Here is a 19708-nt window from a genome sequence, read left to right as displayed (position 1 = left end):
TTTTTCCTGTATTATGATTCTTTTGTTATTCCCTAAGACCGATTACAATTAGACTGTCGGATTGTTGTACCACGGGTTCGTCTAATATTTTTGATAATGCTTCGCGTAAAATGTTAAGGTTGGTACTTTTAACAGATCCCGACAGAAGCTTTTGTTTTAAAGCCGCTGTGCGAACGATCACGTCCATACCATAGGTCTCCTTGATTCGTTGCGCTATCTCCGTCAACGGAGTGTTATCAAAATGCCATATATCTTCTATCCAGGAGGTATACACCAGTGTATTGACTGTCTGTAGATCTATCTTTCTGCTTCCGGAAACAAACTGAGCGCGTTCATCCGGCTTCATAACAAGGGTTGCCTTGGATCCGGTAGTATCTTCTCCAACACTGACCTTAATTTTTCCCTCCCTCAGCACTGCCTGCGTTCCTTCAGCGAAGGTTTTGACGACAAATTCGGTGCCCAGAACCTCCACCGTTCCATCAGAGGTATGCACGTTAAACGTCCGCTGGTCCTTGCCCTCCAGGTGGGTGATATCGAAATAAGCTTCGCCTTTCAGCCAAACATCGATATTCTGCCCTGATTGTGCAGATGCGGTATATCTCAAATGGGAGTTGGCATTCAAGATGATGAGCGACCCATCACTGAGCTTGAATGACTTCTTTTCCCCATAGACGGTGGTATGCTGATGTTGTATCATCTGTTGTACATCCGAACCGCTTCTGCTGCCAGCATTAAATGTCAGGTAAAAACCCAAGGCGACTACCAGTAGGACAACGACTGCCGCAACGGCCCCGAAGAAACTTTCCGTCCGCGGCGCTTTGCCCACTCGGGGTCTGGCTGATTTCTTTGTTTGCCGATTATAATCACGAACGGAAGCTTCAAACATTTTAAGCTCCGTTTGCGGGTTGGGAACCGACAGCTTATCAAATCCGGTCAGCCGAACAAGCTGTTCTGCCTGGGTGGCCAACTTTTTCCGCCCTTCATCTTCGGAGATCCACTCCTCCCAATGCTGATTCTCTGTTTTGGATCCCCGGCCCGTGATCCATCTGACAAAAGAATCGTCCGTCAATAAGTCCTCTATCTGTTTATCCGGCATTATTAAAAAAGTTTTTGACTTGTTCGCCCTATTAGACAAAGGCAGATTTCATTTGTACTGGATTTTTTAGAAAAAATATGCGTGCTCCGAACCGTCGTTCTCATAAATCATCTTTTGATGAAAAATGCGGGCTAAACCCGTTGTGATATAAGAAAGCCGAAATGATACTGTGAATGGAACAGGGGGATGAAAAAGACTTCTGTTTCTATAATTTATTCCGGAATAGATAAGAAACCGCCCTTACCTGGAGTATTGGTCCAGGAGTTGTTGTTGCAGGGTTCTTCGGATAGGTGATATGTAGGGTATAATCAAACCTACAGATACGGACACTACGATCTGATCTCAGGAAAAAAACTCCTTTAATCTCTTTGTCGCCTCATACACAAGACAGCGTACTCTTTGATGAGAAAGATCCATGACATAGGCTATTTCTTTATTACGCAATCCATTTTGCAAACGCAAAAAAAGCGCCTCTCTTTGTCTGTCGGTTAACATGTGAAAGGCCTCTTCCAGGAGTTCTTTCTGTTCGACTTTTTGTTCTGTAATGACCATTTTATCCTCAACAGTGAGACTGCGAGAAGAAAACTCTTCCATATACTCCTGATCTCTTTGACGGCGGGACCTCTGTTGCTTTTGCTGTTGAAACAAGATTCTCCTAAATGATTTGAGGAGATAAAAAGTAACAGAGTCTGCTTTGCTGATCCGATTTCTCATCTTCCATAGCTTTAAAAAAAGTCCCTGAATACCATCCTTAACAGCCTCTTCGTCCGATAACAACTTCATCCCATACCGGTAAAGCTTCGTATGATATCTTAGAAAAAGCTCTGATAACGCCTTGTCATCCCCCCTGCGAAAAGCATCCCATAATTCTTCATTGCTGCTTTTCTTTCGGCTATCGGAATGATTTGATTGTATATACATGGTTTCTACTCGTCATTTTCACTATCTACAGAACAACTGGAGTAGCCGATACATAGTTAATCGGTAGTAACTGATGATTCCATTTCGTGATTTAACCAGTTTAGTTACTGATTAATGGTAGCCACTGGATTTATTTTCTTATAGTGTTTTGAAATAGCGCTCCATGGCCGCAGGACTGTCTTCAAGACATTATACAATGAGTTGTGCGTATCGTATTACAATATGTAAGAGACACCTATTGCTTATATCTACTCTTTTTTTCTTTGGCTAAAGCCACGCAAGACCAAAATGATGATATTTTGCTCGCATTGTTACAAGTCGAAAATGCTTCCATTTTACTCACTTTATTATATTTTGCGTTATGCGTGCGGGATATCTACGCAAAAGGTCCAAAAATAAAATTATTAACAATTCACTTTTTGACCATTCTGCAATATCTAAAGAAAATATGCTACTATTTCCTTGGCAATTAACCGAAACTCTCCCCGCACTATATTTGCCGAATAAACGCAATCAGATCGGCCATATCTTGTTTGCTAATCTCTTGTTCCAACCCCGAAGGCATGGCCGAACTGTTTGTAGATGAAATCGATTCAATGTCAGAACGTGAAATGATAGTTTCCGCTCCACCTGCATTACGCAACGTTATCAAGGTGCTGTTTTGAGAGTGTATTACACCTGCCGCACTTCCTCCCGATTTAAGCTCTACAATCGTCATTTCATATCCATCAGCAACCGAGCGATTGGGATCCAGGATTTTGTTCATAAGTGCCTTCGGTTCCCAGTGACGGACCGTTGCAAGGTCAGGACCGAAAGCAGTGCCTGTTTCCTCTCGCACTTGGTGGCAGGCCGCGCACAACCGTTGATAGATTTGTTTTCCTTTATCCGCATCTCCCGGTATGGTGAGTACTTTATGATATTCTTCTAACATTTCTTCCGTTTCTTTTGAATTCACCCGGAGAAGATCACGCGCGCGTTTTCGTACGGCATTGTCCGAATAAAGCATCAATGAGACGCGACGACCCCACCCTATGGAAGAAACGGAAACTTCATTATTCGCAACTGCGTCAAGCAGCAGTTCCACCCGCTTTTTCTCCTGCATAAGAACATTCACTGCCGCATCCCGTAAGGCCGGAGTTATCGCTTCCCACCGATTTAAAAGAAATCTTCCTATGTGAGTTCCCGGTATACTGCCGAGGCCTTCTATCGCAGCAAGCTGAACAGGCAGGGGCTCAGTGGAATGGCTGTACTCCTTCAGTTCCTCCTCGTGTGATAAGGGATCGATCATAGCAATGAGTTCTATAGCACCCGCCCGGAAGGAAACCTCCTTCATCCGGTCTTCTGCGACATCTAACGCTCTTCTTAGCACTTTATCTTTCTCACCCTCGGAAATGCCCAATACTGCTGTCAACTGCATGACGACTTCACGCGCCCGCTCTGATCCGGTTTCAAAAAAAACATCTGTCGCCATGTCACTTTCAATCTCAAACTCTTTTGAATCTATTTCTGCATGTTGCAGTGATTCAGTTAACCCAGAAAGAATGGCTGCTTTCCACCATTCATTCTCTTTTGTTATTCCGGATAAACTTTCTTTTATATGTCGGCTTATCTCTCTTTTGTTACCTTGACTGCCAATAATAGTGGCCACCCGCTGCAAGAACTGGTGTCTTCCCGGCGTTTCCATATCTCCAAACTGCTGAAGAAAGCGGTCCAGAAGGGGCGAAGCTTTTATATGTTTGGCCGAAAGAAATGCAATTTGCATCCATGAATCTTCTAAATCTCCGAACACTATTTTTTTCCTCACTTCATCAATCCGACCGGATGACAGCTCTCCAAGGCTCAGCAGCAGCTGATATCTCACTTGAGAATCAGGATCATCTTTCATTGCCAGAAGGGATTCTAACACAGAAGGAGCCTCCTGCAATCTCTTTTCGGCGAGTTTAACAGCATTTTTCCTCACACCGGCTTCGACATCCTGTAGAGCTGTGATGACAAGATTGTCATCCAGTCTCCCCAATCCCTCAAGCGTCCACAGTGCATGGAGTCTTGCCGTGGCAACCGTACTGTTGGACACCAGCTTTTTAAGTGGTTCAACCGCAGCCGGATCATTTCGATCAACCAGCAGACGCTGTGCATTTCGCCTCCACCAGATATTGGCATTTTCCAGGCAAGCTACAAGCTTTCCAGTTGGCATATCATTCAAATCCAGATTACTTGTCCATTTCGGATCATCCATCTCATTCGCAGTTATCCGGTAAATACGCCCCCGGTTACTGGCTTCGAGCAACATCTCTTCATTTTGTGCTGTTTCATTATCGAGCCATTCAGGGTGATCAATGATACGCCGGTAGTAATCGATCACATACAGCGCCCCATCCGGTCCGATATAGAATTGAACCGGCCGAAACCAGGCATCTGTTGAGGTTAAAAATTCCTTCCGTTCCAGCAGCCGCCTGGCCTTGAAGACGGTGCCCTCCTGCTCCACGACATCCGCATGCACCAAATTATGAACTGACTCTGCGACAAACGTCACCCTGTCAAATTCTTTCGGGAACGCCCCCCCAAGATACCAGGTCAGTCCCGACGCGGAGGTAATGACTCCCCGATCGGTTAACAGCTGGTGTTCCGGATTCTGAGTGGTCGGATACACCTCGGCGGCATTTCCATGATCCGGCGTATCATGATTAACGTCTCCAAGAGGTAGATGTGGATTTCGTCCGGTATATTTTCTCTCCATAACCTCAAGGTATTGGTGGCGGGCATTGCTAACAAGAAAATGATCCCCCCAGGCGTTAAACGTGTGACCATATTGAGAGGAAGACGCCTTCATTTCAATTTGGTAAGAGTCTGGTTTGAAACGAACGTTTTTCCCTCCCGCATTTTGTGGCAATTTCGGAATATCTTCCGCCCCGTAAAATCCCACCCTCGACCCTTTATCCCCCAAAATACCCTGATAGTCTTCAGTGCTTACCGTCCCCCGGTTGGCCAAGTGGATCCAGTTGTCCAACCCATAGATGGGGGTATTAACATTGTGCTGGGGATTGGAGAGGGCAAATCCAGTCAGCATAATCTCCTTTCTATCTGCTTTCCCGTTGCCCGTTGTATCTTCCATGTAATAAATATGAGGGGCATCGGTTACCAGTATACCATCCTTCCAGCGCATTATCCCGTCAGGAAACTTCAGGCTATCTGCGAATATTGTATAGCTGTCGGGAAAACCGTTCCCGCTGGTATCTTCCAAAAGCTTAATCCGGCCCAATCCGCTGGCATCCAGCGGATAGCTGCGCATCTCCACTACATAAATCCGACCTCTTTCATCCACTTCCATAGCCACCGGATCCTCAATCAGCGGCTCACTGGCATAAAGTTCCACGTTAAAGCCCTCCATCACCTCCAGTGAGGCCAGTGCTCTGTCCTCATCCAGTGGAGGACGCAGAGATTCCTGAATTGAATCCGTTTTTGAACAGCTAACTCCCATCAGTAACAGTATTACAAATATGAACTTGGTTTTCATAGCGGTGGCTGACAAAATTGATAAATAAATCCAATAATAGAACTGAACGATTCGTAATTAATCTGCTGGAATAAATATTAACGCTCTCAAATCTAATAATGCCCCCTCTTCAAATCTTGCATTTGGCTTAAAAATCACTTTTTGACGACCCGCTGAAAGTTGTATTCGTCCTATTTTTGTCGTTTTGAAGGTCTCCCATGAGCCCGTCCGACCAACCTTGCCCGTTACCTGTTGATCTCCAGCCCGGAGCACAAATGATTTGCCTGCTTCTTCGTCCGAAACCGACCACTCCAGATGTACCTCATAATTTCTCTGCTTTTCTGCTGCCACCTCCCATTCTACCCGGTCTGCCTGCGTAAACCAACCAAAAGCTTTCCATTCAGGCATATATTCAATCTCAGGACCAATTCCATGCCCCATCTCTGCATTCAGATGAATAATTCCATTGCCGTCAGGCCGAACCACATCCGGGTTCTTTTCCGCGTACCATCCCTGCGGCTTCCAGGGATCAGGTAACATGTAATAGACCGTACCCACAATCAGGTCCTCAATATCATCTACGTATGGAGAAGGGCGATCATAAGAATACTGGGAATACTCGGCCTCATAGCCTCCTTCCCGTATCACGCGGCGAGATGGAATATAACTGGGCACATCATTGGCATAGGCGGTCACCCATACGCGATCAGGTTCCAGTTCCTCTTTAAGCCGTAGTGAATAGTCCACCACGACTTCGCCAGCCAAAAAAATCATTGCCAGGTCGTCCCCAAAGGTCCAGGTCTGTATCGGATAGGAAAGGCTGGTGGGAACAGGCTCCCCGCGAGCTATCCGATCAAGGGCCAGATGAGCATAGTATCCTTCAGATCCATTAGCTGACGTCTGCTCCACCAACTCTTGGGTAGTAGGGATATTCGAAAAGGGTAAGTCAACTTTCCGGAGTTTCCCGGCAGGAAGGGTTCTAATTTGCCGTAACGTGCTGTTTAGGAGGCGGTCCACTTCATCTGCAATCTTTTGTCCATGTTGCGTAGTATACTCCAACTCAGTGCGCGGTTCCGGATTGGCGTCTCCCCCCGCCCCGATGGACACTAAAGCAGTCGCTCCGGGATGACGCTTTTCAATAATCCGCTGGGCCTCCCCTATCCAGTCTCCATGTATCTTGTTTATATCTCCTCCCAGGGTGGTCCCATGACAGGCGTAGTTAACCAACACAGCCCGAAGAGTCTCGCTATTCGGATCAGTAACCCGCAACAAGGGCATTGAATGATCAACCGGTCCCTCGGGAACCACGCCAAATCCGATCCATTTTCCTTTTTCCAGCTTGCGCCGGTTCACAGCAAATCCAACCTCTCCCTGTCCCCAGGCTACCAAAGCCGGGCTGCGGTCCTGCAGTGCTTGCAGTGCCAACTGTTCCAGTTTATCTGTGAGTTCGTCTTGATACCGGACAATGCTTCCGAGTTCCTCCGGAGGCATTGGCTTCCCGAAATGGTTTAACAAATTGCCTACTTCCGGCCCCGTATGGGTATGCGAGGAAGTTATGACCAGTTGAGAAGGTGTGATTCCCGTTTTCTCCGACAGGCGCCGGGCAACCTTTTCGGTAATATGACCCGGAATGCCAATAAGATCCACGGTGATTAAAAGCGACGGCCCCCGCTCATCGCTGCCAAAAGCCAATGCTTTTGCCCATAACGGTTGAAGCACCCCCTCCGACTCCGACGCCCGTCCCCCATAACCCGCCAGGCGAATCGGTCCCTCCGGGGTGATGTCTACTCGGGCAACGCCAACCTCTATGCTCCCGTTATTGGGAGGCTCTGTCTTTTGCATAGCCTGGAGAGGGTCCAACGCTCCAAACGACGGGGTTGAAGACCCTATTAAAACAATGAACAAAAAAAGGAAGAAGTTTCTTTCTAAATGAACCAACAAACAAGATGTTGTCATAAATTTATATTTTATATATAAGTTATTAGCCCGGCTCCTCTTTTCCACATGACCTCACTAAGAAATTTGCATTTCAGCAAGGCAAAAGAAAAACAGCAGCGCAGACCTGCCCCCTGCGTACGGCATGCAATGGTTATCTTCATCTCCGCTGACGGGCAGCGTTCGCCGTATGTTACACGCCGTTATCATTTTGGACCTCAAAATCGATATACATTTATCTGTATCATAAGGGTACAAAAAAAGCCATGAATCTTTGTGAGAAATACGGGTTAGGATTTTTTTATCCGCAATAGGCATGGACCGGATATTTTCAATTTTACCGAACTCTCTTCCTCCATTGTGACCATTTGTCCCGCATCTGCCGGAGCAGCCGCGCATGGTCCGGGTCCCCGGCCAGGTTGTCCGACTCATGCGGATCTTCCCTGAGATCGTAGAGCTCCTCATACAAAGGCTCGCTGTCCGGATACCGCAGGTACTTGTAGCGTTCGGTGCGGACACCCTCCGAGCGTGGAATCCGGTCGGGAAAGCTGTGATGCTCATAAAAAAACTCGCTCCGCCAGTCGTCCGTATCCCCTCCGGCCACAATGGGCGCAAAGGAATGTCCCTGCACGCCATCCTGTGGCGACAGGCCTGCCCAGTCCAAAAACGTGGGCAGCAGGTCAATCATCAGCACCATCTGCTCGCGCTCGGTCCCGGTTTCGGCCTCCCGGAGGCGCGGGTCACGGACAATAAACGGGATGCGGATCGCCGTGTCGTGGCCCAGCCACTTGCCGGCAAATCCCCGGTCCCCCAGGTACATCCCGTGATCAGAGGTAAGGACAATAATGGTGTTCTCCAGGCGATTCGTCTCCCGCAGGGCTTCCATCATCTTCCCAAGCTGCCGGTCAATGCCCGTAACCATCCGGTAGTAGCGGCGCATCGAGCGCTGGAAGTTCAGCGATTCCGGGGGACCCAGGCGATAATTCCACCGCACCCGGTTGAGAGATTTCTTCAGGAAATCAGGCTGGCTGTCAAAGAAGGCCGAATCCGACAGCGGCGGGGCCGGTATCTCATCGCGCTCATACAGCACCGCCGTTGCAGGTGAAGCCGGGTAGGGCTCGACCGGGTGGAATCCGTCCTGCACGTGAGGCGCCTTAAACCCGACCGTCACCGCAAAGGGCTTGTCCCCCGGCGCATCGTGTATCATGCTCACGGCCTGGTTGCCCAGGCGGTCGGTCAGGTGGGAGCCGCGCCCGGGCGGATGCTCCTCCGACCAGAACTGCCCCTGACCGTCATACGCCCGGTCATCATCAAACAGCCCCTCCCGGAACGTCCCCAGGTGCCACTTGCCGACGTATCCGGTATGATAACCCGACTGGCGCAGCTGGGCCGGGAAGCTCATGTCCGCCTGCTCTTCGGTGAGCCCGTCGAACTGGTCAAAGTATATGCCCGTGCGGGCGGCGTACCGCCCGGTCATCAGCGTACCGCGGCTGGTAACACAGGTAGCCGTCGTCGCAAACGCATTTTGGAATACCACCCCCTCGGCGGCCAGCTGATCAATATGGGGGGTCTGAATGATCTCATTTCCCATAAATCCAAGCGGCTGGTGGTCCAGATCATCCACAAACACCAGTAATATATTCGGACGGGTATCTGTTTGCTGGGCAGTTTTTTGCTGGGCCTTCCCTTCCGTGTGGACCCCAAAAATAAGAATTATACAAAAGACCAGATATCGTAATAGGTTCATTTCATGTACCTTTATTCTGTAGGTTTAAAAGTTTGATCTGCCTTTATTATAGCGATTGCATTTTACTGTGAAAAAGTCTCAGATTCAAAAGTCTGTTCTCCACCAGCTATTCAGTCGCTGTCTCAGTTCCCGTACTATCTCCGGATGCTCTGAAGCCAAATTGTGTTTTTCATGCGGGTCATTTACAATATGATAAAGCTCTGCCTCCTCGATCATGTCAATAAAGCGTCCCCCGCCGGAAAATTCTTCTTCCTTGGATAGCCCCTCCTCTTTAGGAACGATCAGTTTCCAGGGCCTCTTCAAAATCACACGGTGTTCCAGGCTTTTCGTTGGCTCATGCACATCCGCAATATCATGATTAAAGTCCTCACTGTATACTGCTTCCCTGGACTCTAACTCCTCTTGATCCAACACATTGACGCCGGGCATTTCAAGCCTGGGTTCGACATCCAAAATCTCCAGGACTGTGGCAGCGATATCATTCGTACTTACGAAGGTGGTTGTGTCCATTCTGGAGGCAATCTGTCCCGGCCATTTATAGGTGATATGGGTGCGTATTCCATTGTCATATGGAGACTGTTTGGAAGGCCAGATAAATTGATTGTCTTGGGCCGGATTCTGTACCCATCCATTATCGGTTAAATACACAACCAAGGTATTTTCAGCCAACCCTCTGTCCTCTATAGAATCAAGCAGCTGTCCCACAGTTATATCAAACCAGTCGATCATAGCCCAATAGTTGGCCACGGATTCACTGGGAGCGTTTGGCAAGTATTTTTCAAGCAGAGAATCGGGTGGCGTATGCGGAGTATGCGGCATAAAGGGGGCATACCAAATAAAAAAGGGCTTATTCTCTTGTTGCGCCTCATCCATAAAGTCTTCTATAGGCTGCATTCCTTCCCGGCCGATGGCCAATCCTTCATCGCCGTGCCTGCCCCCCCGCGAAGGATCTCCATGGGTCATTCCATGGGTAAAACCTCCATCCTGCCAGCTACCTTCCCACCATTTGCCCGTTTGGAGTGACAGATAGTTCAACTCCGACAAATAATCGGTAAGAGAAGGTAGAGTGTTAAATCTATCGACAACTACATCATCTACCGGTTTTCTGGCCTCCAGCCATTCTGTCCGGGAACCGGATTCCCGATCAAAGTCAAAAGCGGGATCGTTGCCCGTTACGCCATGTTGATGGGGATACAAGCCGGTAACCAGGGAAGCAAGCGACGGCCTGCATACAGGCGCGGGCAAATATCCCCGCGTGAAGGTAAGTCCCTGTGATGCCAGCTCATCAATATTCGGCGTCTCAATATGGGGATGCCCCATGAAACTGTAATCCGTCCACGCCTGATCATCGGAGAGGATGAATATTATGTTGGGATTCGATGCAGAATCTTCGATTTCTTTCTGCATCTCATCGGAAGAAGAACTGCACCCTATTAAAACAAAGACAGTTATTATGAATAAACCCACAATCTCTTTATGGCAAAATTTCATATTTTTTTGGTTGGTATCCTGGATGTTTTCCCATGGTTGGATTAAATATAATTCATTCACTGATATGAGATATAACGTGATGTAGGATTTTACGTTAAAAACATTCACATTTAAGCGCAGCACAACGAGCATATGAATTTCAACTGCCTGTTCCCGCAAGTACCTTAAAAAAACCTTGCCGAGGGTAGGGGAAACCCACAAAAAACATATCTTCGTACCTTCAGATGCGATGTAGCTTGACGGGGTAGGTATTACCGGCATTCCACTGGCATACGTACAGATTTTTGTCCCCGTCTACGCACACGTCATGACAATGTTTAAAGATAGGCTCCTCCTGGACCATAAGCTGTAATTCACCGTCTATGTATTCCGGAGCAGTACCGGCCGGGTTAGATACTACTTTATTTTCCCCATTCAGAATGGTTATAAAGCCTGAGTCACTCGTCAGATTCAGATATCGAAGACGCGACCAGCAGACGCCGGCATAGATATTTTCTCCATCAATAACGGGGCGACACATATACGCACCCGGTAAAAAGATCGTCTCCAGGTATTGTCCATCAAGGGTAAACCGTTTAAAGCTATTATGTTGCCGGGAAGTAACGAGAAGGCCGGAGGGTTCCTCACCTCGCGTATCCACGGCCACTCCGTGCGGTTCATTGAGTTTTTCATCCGCGTTTCCCTCTCCCCCAAACTTGTCTATGTACTTTCCATCGGGGCTGTACCGGAGTATGTAATATGAGCCGTAGCCGTCTGCGACATAGATCGTCCCATCCGGACCAATCGCCGTTTCAGTCGGTCGGTAATCATCCTCTTCTTCATAACCGCCGGCTTTTCTTGGATCCTCCAGTGTTAAAAGAACCTGGCCATCCAGCGTCGTTTTTTCCACGCGGGCGGTCTCAGGATTTGTATCCGTGATAAAGAGGAACTCTTCTCCCCCCGCTTCCCAAAGCGTCAACCCGTGTCCCCCGGGATAATCTGTGCCCCAGCTATCAATATAGCTGCCATCCTTATTATATATCAGGATGTTATTTTGTGTTTCGTCCGTAACCATAATAAGGCGCCCCGTGCTGTCCATAACCATTTCGTGACAATTCTTAACAGGATGACGAGCAGGGTCGAGGTCGCCCCAGCCAATTTCAACGCGATAACGAAAATCACCGTGACCGATGATTTTTTCACTCAGTGCCGGGGTCCGGGTATTGATGTTTATATCGAAACTTGTTGCCAGTCCGGGGCCGATAAATGCCGTCCCCGCTGCGGTTAATATCTGTTGAAGAAATTGACGACGTGTTTTGCTCATGATAGTAAATCCTCAAATAAAATTTTTAACAACTGTCCTCAATTTTATACGACTGAGGGTGATGTTAGCAACAACCCAGTATGAATTAACGGTAGCCGTAGCGAACATGTATCCGACAGGCAGCACAGCACCATATTGTTTACGCATAGCTCTTCTGAAGCATAGGAGGCCTTTCCTCCTTTACGCCAGCAGACCGTGGGCCACTTCTCCCTCACCGTCGGGTGTCGTATACACGGGGCGGCCTTCAATGACATAATGCGTTTCGGGCGGAATGCCCAGGGCATGATAGATCGTCTGGTGGATACGGTCGATCCTGATCTCGTCCTCAACGGTTGAACAGGGTCGCTCATCAGCCGTTTTACCGTAGACATGACCCTTTTTGATTCCACCACCGAACATCAGTATGGAGCACCCGTCGGTAAAGTGTTTGTGCATACCGTACTCCGATTTTTTCTGCATAACTTCAGGCTGTTTCGCCTGCTCTTTAACCGTTTCTCCCGGTCGGCCTTCCACCATCATATCACGGCTGAATTCACTGGCAAGAATAACCAGGGTACGGTCCAGTCGGCCTGTTTTGTCAAGATCCCTGATAAGCTGCGCAACAGGCCGATCGATGCTCTTTTTCATATCCTCAGCCCGGCTATGCCCGTTTTCGTGCGTGTCCCATCCCAGAAACGGTACATATTCGGTAGATACACTTATAAAACGAGCACCCGCTTCGGTTAACCTCTTTGCGAGCAGGCACCCCAGGCCAAAGCGACCGGTATTATACGCCTCATAACTTTCCTCCGGTTCGTCGCTGAGGTTGAATGCCTCTGACTCGGGGGATTTGAGCAACGCATAGGATCGCTCCATGGCACGAATCATGGATTCTTTCTGATAAGCACTCCCGTGGTTGCCAACCGTGCTTTGATCCACAAGCTCGCGATACAGCTGATGCCTTTTTTCAAAACGCTCAATACTCATTCCTACCGGGGGACGAACACTATCCAGGCCGCTGGAGGGATCGGGGATCAGGAAGGGACCATATTCGCTGCCCAGAAATCCCGCTGAATGATACGCTTTCAGCTCTTCCCCTTCTCCCACATCGAATCGCTGGCCAATGCTGATGAAGGGGGGAATAACATCATTTACAGGCCCGAGTTCATGCCCGATCCAGGCCCCGATATGCGGTACCTGAATGGACTGGGGCGGCTCGTAACAGGTGTGCCAGTGGTACTGGTGGCGGGTATGCAAAATATGCCCCAGGTCCGCCGCGCGATAGGAACGGATGACGGTTCCCTTGTCCATTACCGACCCAATCTCCCCGAGACCCTCCGAGAAAAAAAGATCATCCACGGCCGTCGAACTTTTGGGAAAAGTGCTCAGTACCCGCTTGCTTTCGAGCCCCGGTTCAAAGGGCGTATAGGCTTTGGGATCAAACGTTTCGGTGTGGGCCATGCCGCCCGCCATCCATAGCAGGATAACCTGGTCGGCCGTAGATGCAATCCCGGATCGTCCGCATCCGCTCAGAAATGAAGCAGCCGGCAGCGACGCCCCCATGGCGGCAAGCGCGGCGGCCGATGTTTTTTTAAGGAAATCTCGTCGTTTCATAGTATCAACTACCCTCCGTTGGTCGTTACCATTATCTTATTCAAGGAAGTCTTTGCAGCACCGTCAATGGCTGCATTTTCGCAGATTCAATATCTTCATATATGCCTTATATGGCGGTTGAATGCACTCAGGGGTGGATATTGACTAAACTTCCTGGTTTTCAAAGCCTTCCCAAACTTTATCATGATCATATTTTACAAAAACAAATTTAAATTATTTGATAAGCACGTTGTCACGCCCTTGCTGGTTAGTATATCAGCTGAAATTCTGGATTCATCACAATGGCCCACAACAGGTCCTCCATCTCTTCTTTACCAGGATCCGGGGAAAGCCTCTCGCGTGCGATCCGGGCTTCCTTTGCTTGAGGCGCACGTCCGTACGCCGTAAGATAGAGCTGTTCTATCATTTCATCCTGAGCCTGATCGTATTCCCGTATCCACCGCTTAGCGCCCCGGCCAATAACTTCATTTAACTTTTCACCGTTGGTAAGCTCCAGCGCCTGCAACAGGGTCGCTTCCGTTTGCCGGTTCGTAACAATATTTTCCCTTGTGGGACGCCCCATCGCCTTCAGAAAGTCGTCATTGACCACCAGGGAAGCACGAGAAAATTCAAGCTGATTCCTCCTGTCATGGGTAAAATTCAGCAGTTGTCCCCAGTGACCGCTTTCCCGGCTATTTCCAACGCTCCTAACGGATCCCCATTCGCGGTCATCAAAACCCGGGGCCTTCCAACCCTCGGAGGGACGGTGGTCTGTAGCCCTCCACTGTTCGCTGGAACGCATCTCCAGCTCATGACCATCACCGGCAAAACGGACCCTGAGATTAAGCAATATACCGGCCGGATTCGGGATGGTCCCTCCATTCGTCCCTTCCGCAGCCAACACATTCTTCCCGGTTTTCAGCTGTTTGGTCACAGCGATTCGATCGACCTGCCGCCAATCGTTACCTTCGCTGACCAGCGAACTATTCAAATACAGTTTATAAGCCTCATCGGCCGTTACCAGCAGCTGTGCTTTTGCTATATTCCGGCCGTCCGGAATGTCAAAATCATGGCGAAAGTAATAGGTGCCGGGCGGGGGCTGGCTCGGCCGATCATTTTCCCGGCTATTAAACCAGATCCAGTCTGCTTCGGCAGGCGGATTCTCATAAGGAGAGTAGGCCACGGAGTAGTAAAACGGGGCCGCAACCTGGGAAACGGCATCGGCAAACTGCTCGGCGGTCAACCTCTTTCTCAGGGGACCTCTGAACACATATTCTTCCGATTGTGCCTCCTCCCTACTGATATCCACAGAAGGAAGCTGATACGTACGGGAACGCACAATCATGGCAATCAGGCGTTTCAGATCGTATTTGTGATCGATCAGATCCGAAGCAAGCCAGTCGAGCATGTCCTGGCTCCACGGTATATTATCCATCTCATCCACGGGTTCAACGAGTCCCCTGCCCATAAGAAGCTCCCAGTATCGGTTGGCAATGGTTCGATATAACCTCCCGTTTTGTCGTTGGGAAAGGACTTCCGCCAGGCGTTCCAGCCGCTCATCCTTTGAAAGGCTCTCATCAATCTCGCCCAACTCTTCACTGTAGACAAATCCGGCTTTGGCTGTATCGCCCGTCGGCACTTCACAGCGCTGGATGGCAAGCGCTGAATCCGAAAAAACAGCTGCAAAAGAATAGGCATCGTCAAGCGTCAGGTTACTGACAAAGCTGTCGTGGCACGATGCACACTTCAGGTTTAGCCCGAGAAAAGACTGCGATATATTCTGTGCGGCCTGCATCTCTGTAGTCTGACTCGCATTGACCGCGCCCCGCCATTCAATGCCGCGGATAAATCCGTCGGACGCCTCGCCCGGGTTTGTAAGCTCGCGGACCATCTCGTCATACGGCTTATTATGATACAAGGCATCATACAGCCAGTCTGTAATCTGTTCTCTGCCTCCCGTAATGAAGCCGGTACCGGTGTAGTCATTGCGCAGCAGGTCATTCCAAAAGGTTAACCAGTGCTGGGCATAATCATGCTTTTGACTCAGAAGAGCGTCAATCAGTGTATCTCTTTTATCCGGTGAGGGATCCTCCACAAACTCCTGCATTTCCCTTGGCTCAGGCATCAGCCCTATGATATCCATGTATACCCGGCGCATAAATGTCCGATCATCCACAGGTTCGGGCCAGCTGATATCGTGTTCTTCGAAATAGGCGTTGGCAAACCGGTCGATCGGGCTTTGAAAATTCGACTCCGTATCGGGTGGCAGGGGCGGTTTATCAAGGGCAATGGGAGCCTCGCGAAATGTTTTGACCTCTTCGTCTGACCAGGGAGCCCCCACCTCAATCCACGTTCGTATAAGCTCCACTTGTCCCTCTGTTAACGAACTTCCCTTCTGGGGCATGACGTCGTCATGTCCTTTAGGCAGCGTAATGCGGCGCATCAGCTCGCTGTCCCCCGGCTGGCCCGGGATGATAACAGATCCCCCGTCGCCCCCTTCCATGACCGCCTCTTCACTGTTGAGCACCAGGCCACCTTCCGCTTCATCCGAATCGTGGCAACGATAGCAGCTGTGTGCAAAAATGCGCCGAACACCTACGTTAAGCTCATTCTTATAGGTTTCCGACAGGTCCCCCATCTCCATGTGCCGGCTCACTTCCGTCAACAACTCATCGAACTCACCCTCTGCAATGGAATCATAATTCCAGGGTAGTACGGACGTTATATAATCATCTCCGTGGGTAAGGCTCGCCCCAAAATGTCCCGCAGCCGTCAATACCAGGACCGTCGTCGCAAGGGCACCGCGGTACAGGTTACCATCCCTCTTTTTTCCGGTTCTTTCCGCCCGGTACATAAACCAGGAAGCTGCTGATGCCAGTACAGCCGTTGCAACGCCTCCCCACCGGTGATAGAACAGGGTCGTCTCGGAATAGTTGCCCCCGTAAGCAAGCATCAGTCCGAATAATACCGCCATCAATGCTGTTCCCGCACCAATATATACCAGCCATCGTATACCCGAACGCAGCTCTGGCCGTTGGCCTCCCAGGGTTAGCATTTCGAGCAAAAAGGCAATGAGCAGCGCCCCGATCGGAAAATGAACGATAAGCGGATGCATTCGTCCCAGGAGCTGCCAAAGCCATAATTCTGAAAGCGTATCGAAAAACATAGGCGCCTAAATTAAGAATTAACAAACCCCTGCCAGATCCACTTCATACCTGTTGTACAGGCAGTAGAAGGGAGGCAGGGGTTTCAGGGGACAAGGCAAATGATGCTACACTCTACTGTTCCTCCTGCTCTTCTCCATTTTCACCTTCCCCCCTGCTCAAACATCTCATCTTCCGGGTCGCCGCCTGATTTCAGGTAGGCCACAAGATCCCGCAGCTCCTCCGCACTGAGGGTATTAATCAAGCCCGGGGGCATCTGGGATACCTCCGACGGTTCTATCGAAACCACCTCATTGCGGGGGATGATCGTGGGTGCCTCATCGGGATTCCGGGGGTATACCTTCACATACTCTTCCTCCTCTACCACCAGTCCCGATACCGTATTACCGTTTTCCAGTTCCACTACTGAACTGTTGTACTGGCTTGAAATCACCTCACTGGGGGTGACGATATCCTCCAGCAGTCCCTGGGTAGACAAATTACGTCCCACGGTGGTGAGATCCGGGCCGATTGCCCCCCCGTAGCCGTCAAACTGGTGACAGGTGGCACAGCTTGCCGCAAAAAAGGCGTTTCGCCCCTGTTCGAAACTCCGGTCCTCAAGCCGGCCTTCCACCTCCTCCACGGCTTCCTCCACGGTCCAGTCGCGGCCCGGTCCTTCGGGTGCGGTAATCTCAAATGGAGGCTCCTGGGCCAGGCTCTGGGCCGTAAGATCTTCCACCGCTTCCCGCTCCTCTTCGGAGGCATTCACCAGGGCCTCATCCCGTACGCGTTCCAGGAAACCGGTATAACTGGCTCCCCCCATGGCATCGGCGGCATTATTGATAAACGTAAAATACTCCCGCCGCTGTTCGATCGTCCACCCTTCGCTCATATTGCGCAGCATAAAAGCGTATTCGAGCTTGTCTGTGGGAGGGGGATTGTCAATCATATCCTGGATGGTGCCGCCATAATTTTCGTTACGCGCCAGAAGGCCGCCCCAGTCCGGCGTCTCCGGGAGTCCCTCTTCCTGCATCAACGCCAGCGCCTTATCGATTACGCGGGCATCTTCCAGATAAACAAGCAGTCGCACCAGTTCAACATTCACCCGGTCATCCTTATAGGGCAGCAACTGCTGCAGGATATTTGTAATACGGGGACGGAGATCTTCACCGGGGTCACCGAGACGCATGAAAATGAGCGACATCGCCCTCAGATAGCCCAGTTTCTGGTCCGGCGGCAGGGTCACCAGATCCAGGTCAAGCAGGGCATTGACGGCCTCCTCCCGGTACTCTTCCGATCCCGTTCTGGCAAGGGCCACGACGCCGGTAATTTTTGCCTGGGACTGTTCCGCGGCGAATACTTTTTCGGCCCATGATTCCACCGGTTGCGCCTCAAGAGCCATCCGGGCGGCGTGACGCAGAAACCGGTCCTCATCACCCAGGTACGGCCAGGCGGTCTCAACCGCTTCGGGATCCTGCTTCCCGTGAAACGCCTCTAACTTATGACGCACCGCACGCGCCGCCTCCGCTTCCGGGTTATCGATCGGCTCCGCTTCCGCTGTAGATTCGCTTCCGGTATAAACGACCCGGTAAAGCCTGGACTCCTTATCCCTTCCGCCCGTCAGAAAGTACATCGCTCCGTCCTGACCAATAACGGCATCCGTCAGGGGCAGGGGACTGCCGGACAGGAACTCCTCGGCTTCGGCGGTATAACTGGCCCCTTCAGGCGTCAGGTGAAAGGCATACATTGTTCCGAACGTCCAGTCGAGTCCGAATAACGCCCGCTGGTAGCGCGCCGGAAATTCGGCGCCCGTCCCAAACAGTACGCCGGTGGGCGAACCGGGTCCTACATTGTATACCGGCGGCAAGCTGTCCTCGAAATACCGCTTCCATTTTCCGCTGCCGCTGCGCCAGCCATAGTCGCTGCCACTGACGGCGTGCAGGATCCTTGTGGGACGGTACCAGGGCATGCCCATATCCCATTCCATATCGGAATCATAGGTAAACAGCTCCCCGTCGCGGTTCAGGGCCGCATCATAGGTGTTGCGATAGCCGATGCTGATCATCTCCCACCGGCTGGCATCGGGATTGATCCGCGCGATATACCCGCCTGGCGCCATAATACCCCGGGCATGTCCCCGCGCGTCCCACTGGCGGGGCAGCAGTATATCCTCCTCCCAGTTGGCTATACGGCTGGAGGTAAAATCGGGGGGAAGGGTATGGTTGCCGTTCACCACATAGAGCTCTTTTTGATTCTGCGTAAGAAAAATAGCGTGATTGCCGTGTTCCCCCCGGCCCTGCGGTCCCCCGAGATACTCTAAAATGTCATACTGGTCATTGTTCCGGGTGTCTCTCAACCGGAAAATCCCTTTGCCGCTTACGTTGGCATACAGGTGGTCAAACGCCCACTCCAGGCCCTGGGCGCCCGAGGCCGGCATAATCATTTCCTCCACTTCCACCTTCGGCTTTTCCAGACTATCCCCCACGGTTATACGGTACATCCCCTTTTCCTGCTGATCCGATGCAATCAGACGTCCCCGGGGATCAACCGTCAATCCCACCCAGGACCCCTGCTCTTCCCGGGGCACTTCATAAATCAACTGGGCTTCAAAGCCCGGAAGCGTCTGAATTTCACCGGTGGTATCCTGGCTCTCTTCGGTCGTATCCAGGCTCACAGGAAAGTCACGCACATCGACAGGTAACAACGTCTTTTCAGCGGGGAAGGAAAACTCGTAAGCAACCATAAGCATGGATACCATTACCGCTATGAAAAAGGGACCCATTCCCATTTGAGTTTTATCTGTATGTAATCTTTTTTTCTTCATTTAAATTTTGGTTACATCGTTTAATTAATTCCTGTGACTAGGTTTTTATTGGTCCCCGGCATATTATTTCCCGCCCTTCTTTTCTGCCGGCCCGCGGACTTCATATCCCGGATTTTTCACCAGGGAATTAAGCTATACTTAATGTTCGATATGCAAAACAACATCAATGACTTAATCTTCAAT

General features: G+C 50.3%; 10 protein-coding genes. All 10 read right to left on the bottom strand.

Translation table 11 applies throughout. The features are described 5' to 3' along the window. Window positions 1–25: 25 nt before the first annotated feature. Window positions 26–1096 carry a FecR family protein gene (locus BUB16_RS08645; protein ID WP_073062326.1) on the bottom strand — a complete coding sequence of 357 codons (1071 nt, stop codon included), beginning with the start codon at window positions 1094–1096 and terminating at the stop codon, window positions 26–28. A 342-nt stretch (window positions 1097–1438) separates the two neighbouring features. Next, window positions 1439–2017: an RNA polymerase sigma factor gene (locus tag BUB16_RS08640; RefSeq protein WP_073062322.1), complete on the bottom strand. Its 579-nt coding sequence runs from the start codon at window positions 2015–2017 to the stop codon at window positions 1439–1441. A 490-nt stretch (window positions 2018–2507) separates the two neighbouring features. Continuing rightward, a complete protein-coding gene (locus BUB16_RS08635; RefSeq protein ID WP_084088145.1) occupies window positions 2508–5531 on the bottom strand; it encodes a PVC-type heme-binding CxxCH protein in 3024 nt (1007 codons plus the stop codon). A 57-nt stretch (window positions 5532–5588) separates the two neighbouring features. Then, on the bottom strand, window positions 5589–7352 hold the full coding sequence (locus BUB16_RS08630; protein WP_073062315.1) for a neutral/alkaline non-lysosomal ceramidase N-terminal domain-containing protein: 1764 nt from the start codon (window positions 7350–7352) through the stop codon (window positions 5589–5591). 430 nt (window positions 7353–7782) lie between these two features. After that, complete coding sequence (locus BUB16_RS08625; RefSeq protein ID WP_073062312.1) at window positions 7783–9192, bottom strand: sulfatase family protein; 1410 nt, start codon at window positions 9190–9192, stop codon at window positions 7783–7785. Window positions 9193–9276: 84 nt separating this feature from the next. Next, complete coding sequence (locus BUB16_RS08620; RefSeq protein ID WP_073062399.1) at window positions 9277–10683, bottom strand: sulfatase family protein; 1407 nt, start codon at window positions 10681–10683, stop codon at window positions 9277–9279. Between the two features lie 220 nt (window positions 10684–10903). Beyond that, window positions 10904–11986 (bottom strand): NHL repeat-containing protein, encoded by a 1083-nt coding sequence (locus tag BUB16_RS08615; RefSeq protein ID WP_073062309.1) that lies wholly within the window; start codon window positions 11984–11986, stop codon window positions 10904–10906. A gap of 180 nt (window positions 11987–12166) precedes the next feature. Next, window positions 12167–13579, bottom strand: coding sequence for a DUF1501 domain-containing protein (locus BUB16_RS08610; RefSeq protein WP_073062305.1), 1413 nt, complete (start codon window positions 13577–13579; stop codon window positions 12167–12169). Window positions 13580–13826: 247 nt separating this feature from the next. Beyond that, on the bottom strand, window positions 13827–16724 hold the full coding sequence (locus BUB16_RS08605; protein ID WP_073062302.1) for a DUF1549 domain-containing protein: 2898 nt from the start codon (window positions 16722–16724) through the stop codon (window positions 13827–13829). Window positions 16725–16864: 140 nt separating this feature from the next. Next, window positions 16865–19525 carry a c-type cytochrome gene (locus tag BUB16_RS08600; protein ID WP_084088143.1) on the bottom strand — a complete coding sequence of 887 codons (2661 nt, stop codon included), beginning with the start codon at window positions 19523–19525 and terminating at the stop codon, window positions 16865–16867. Window positions 19526–19708 lie beyond the last annotated feature (183 nt).

The organism is Fodinibius roseus (assembly GCF_900129315.1).
GTDB lineage: Bacteria > Bacteroidota > Rhodothermia > Balneolales > Balneolaceae > Fodinibius > Fodinibius roseus.
Note: the sequence above shows the minus strand (reverse complement) of the source record. Positions and strands in the feature narration are given on the sequence as shown.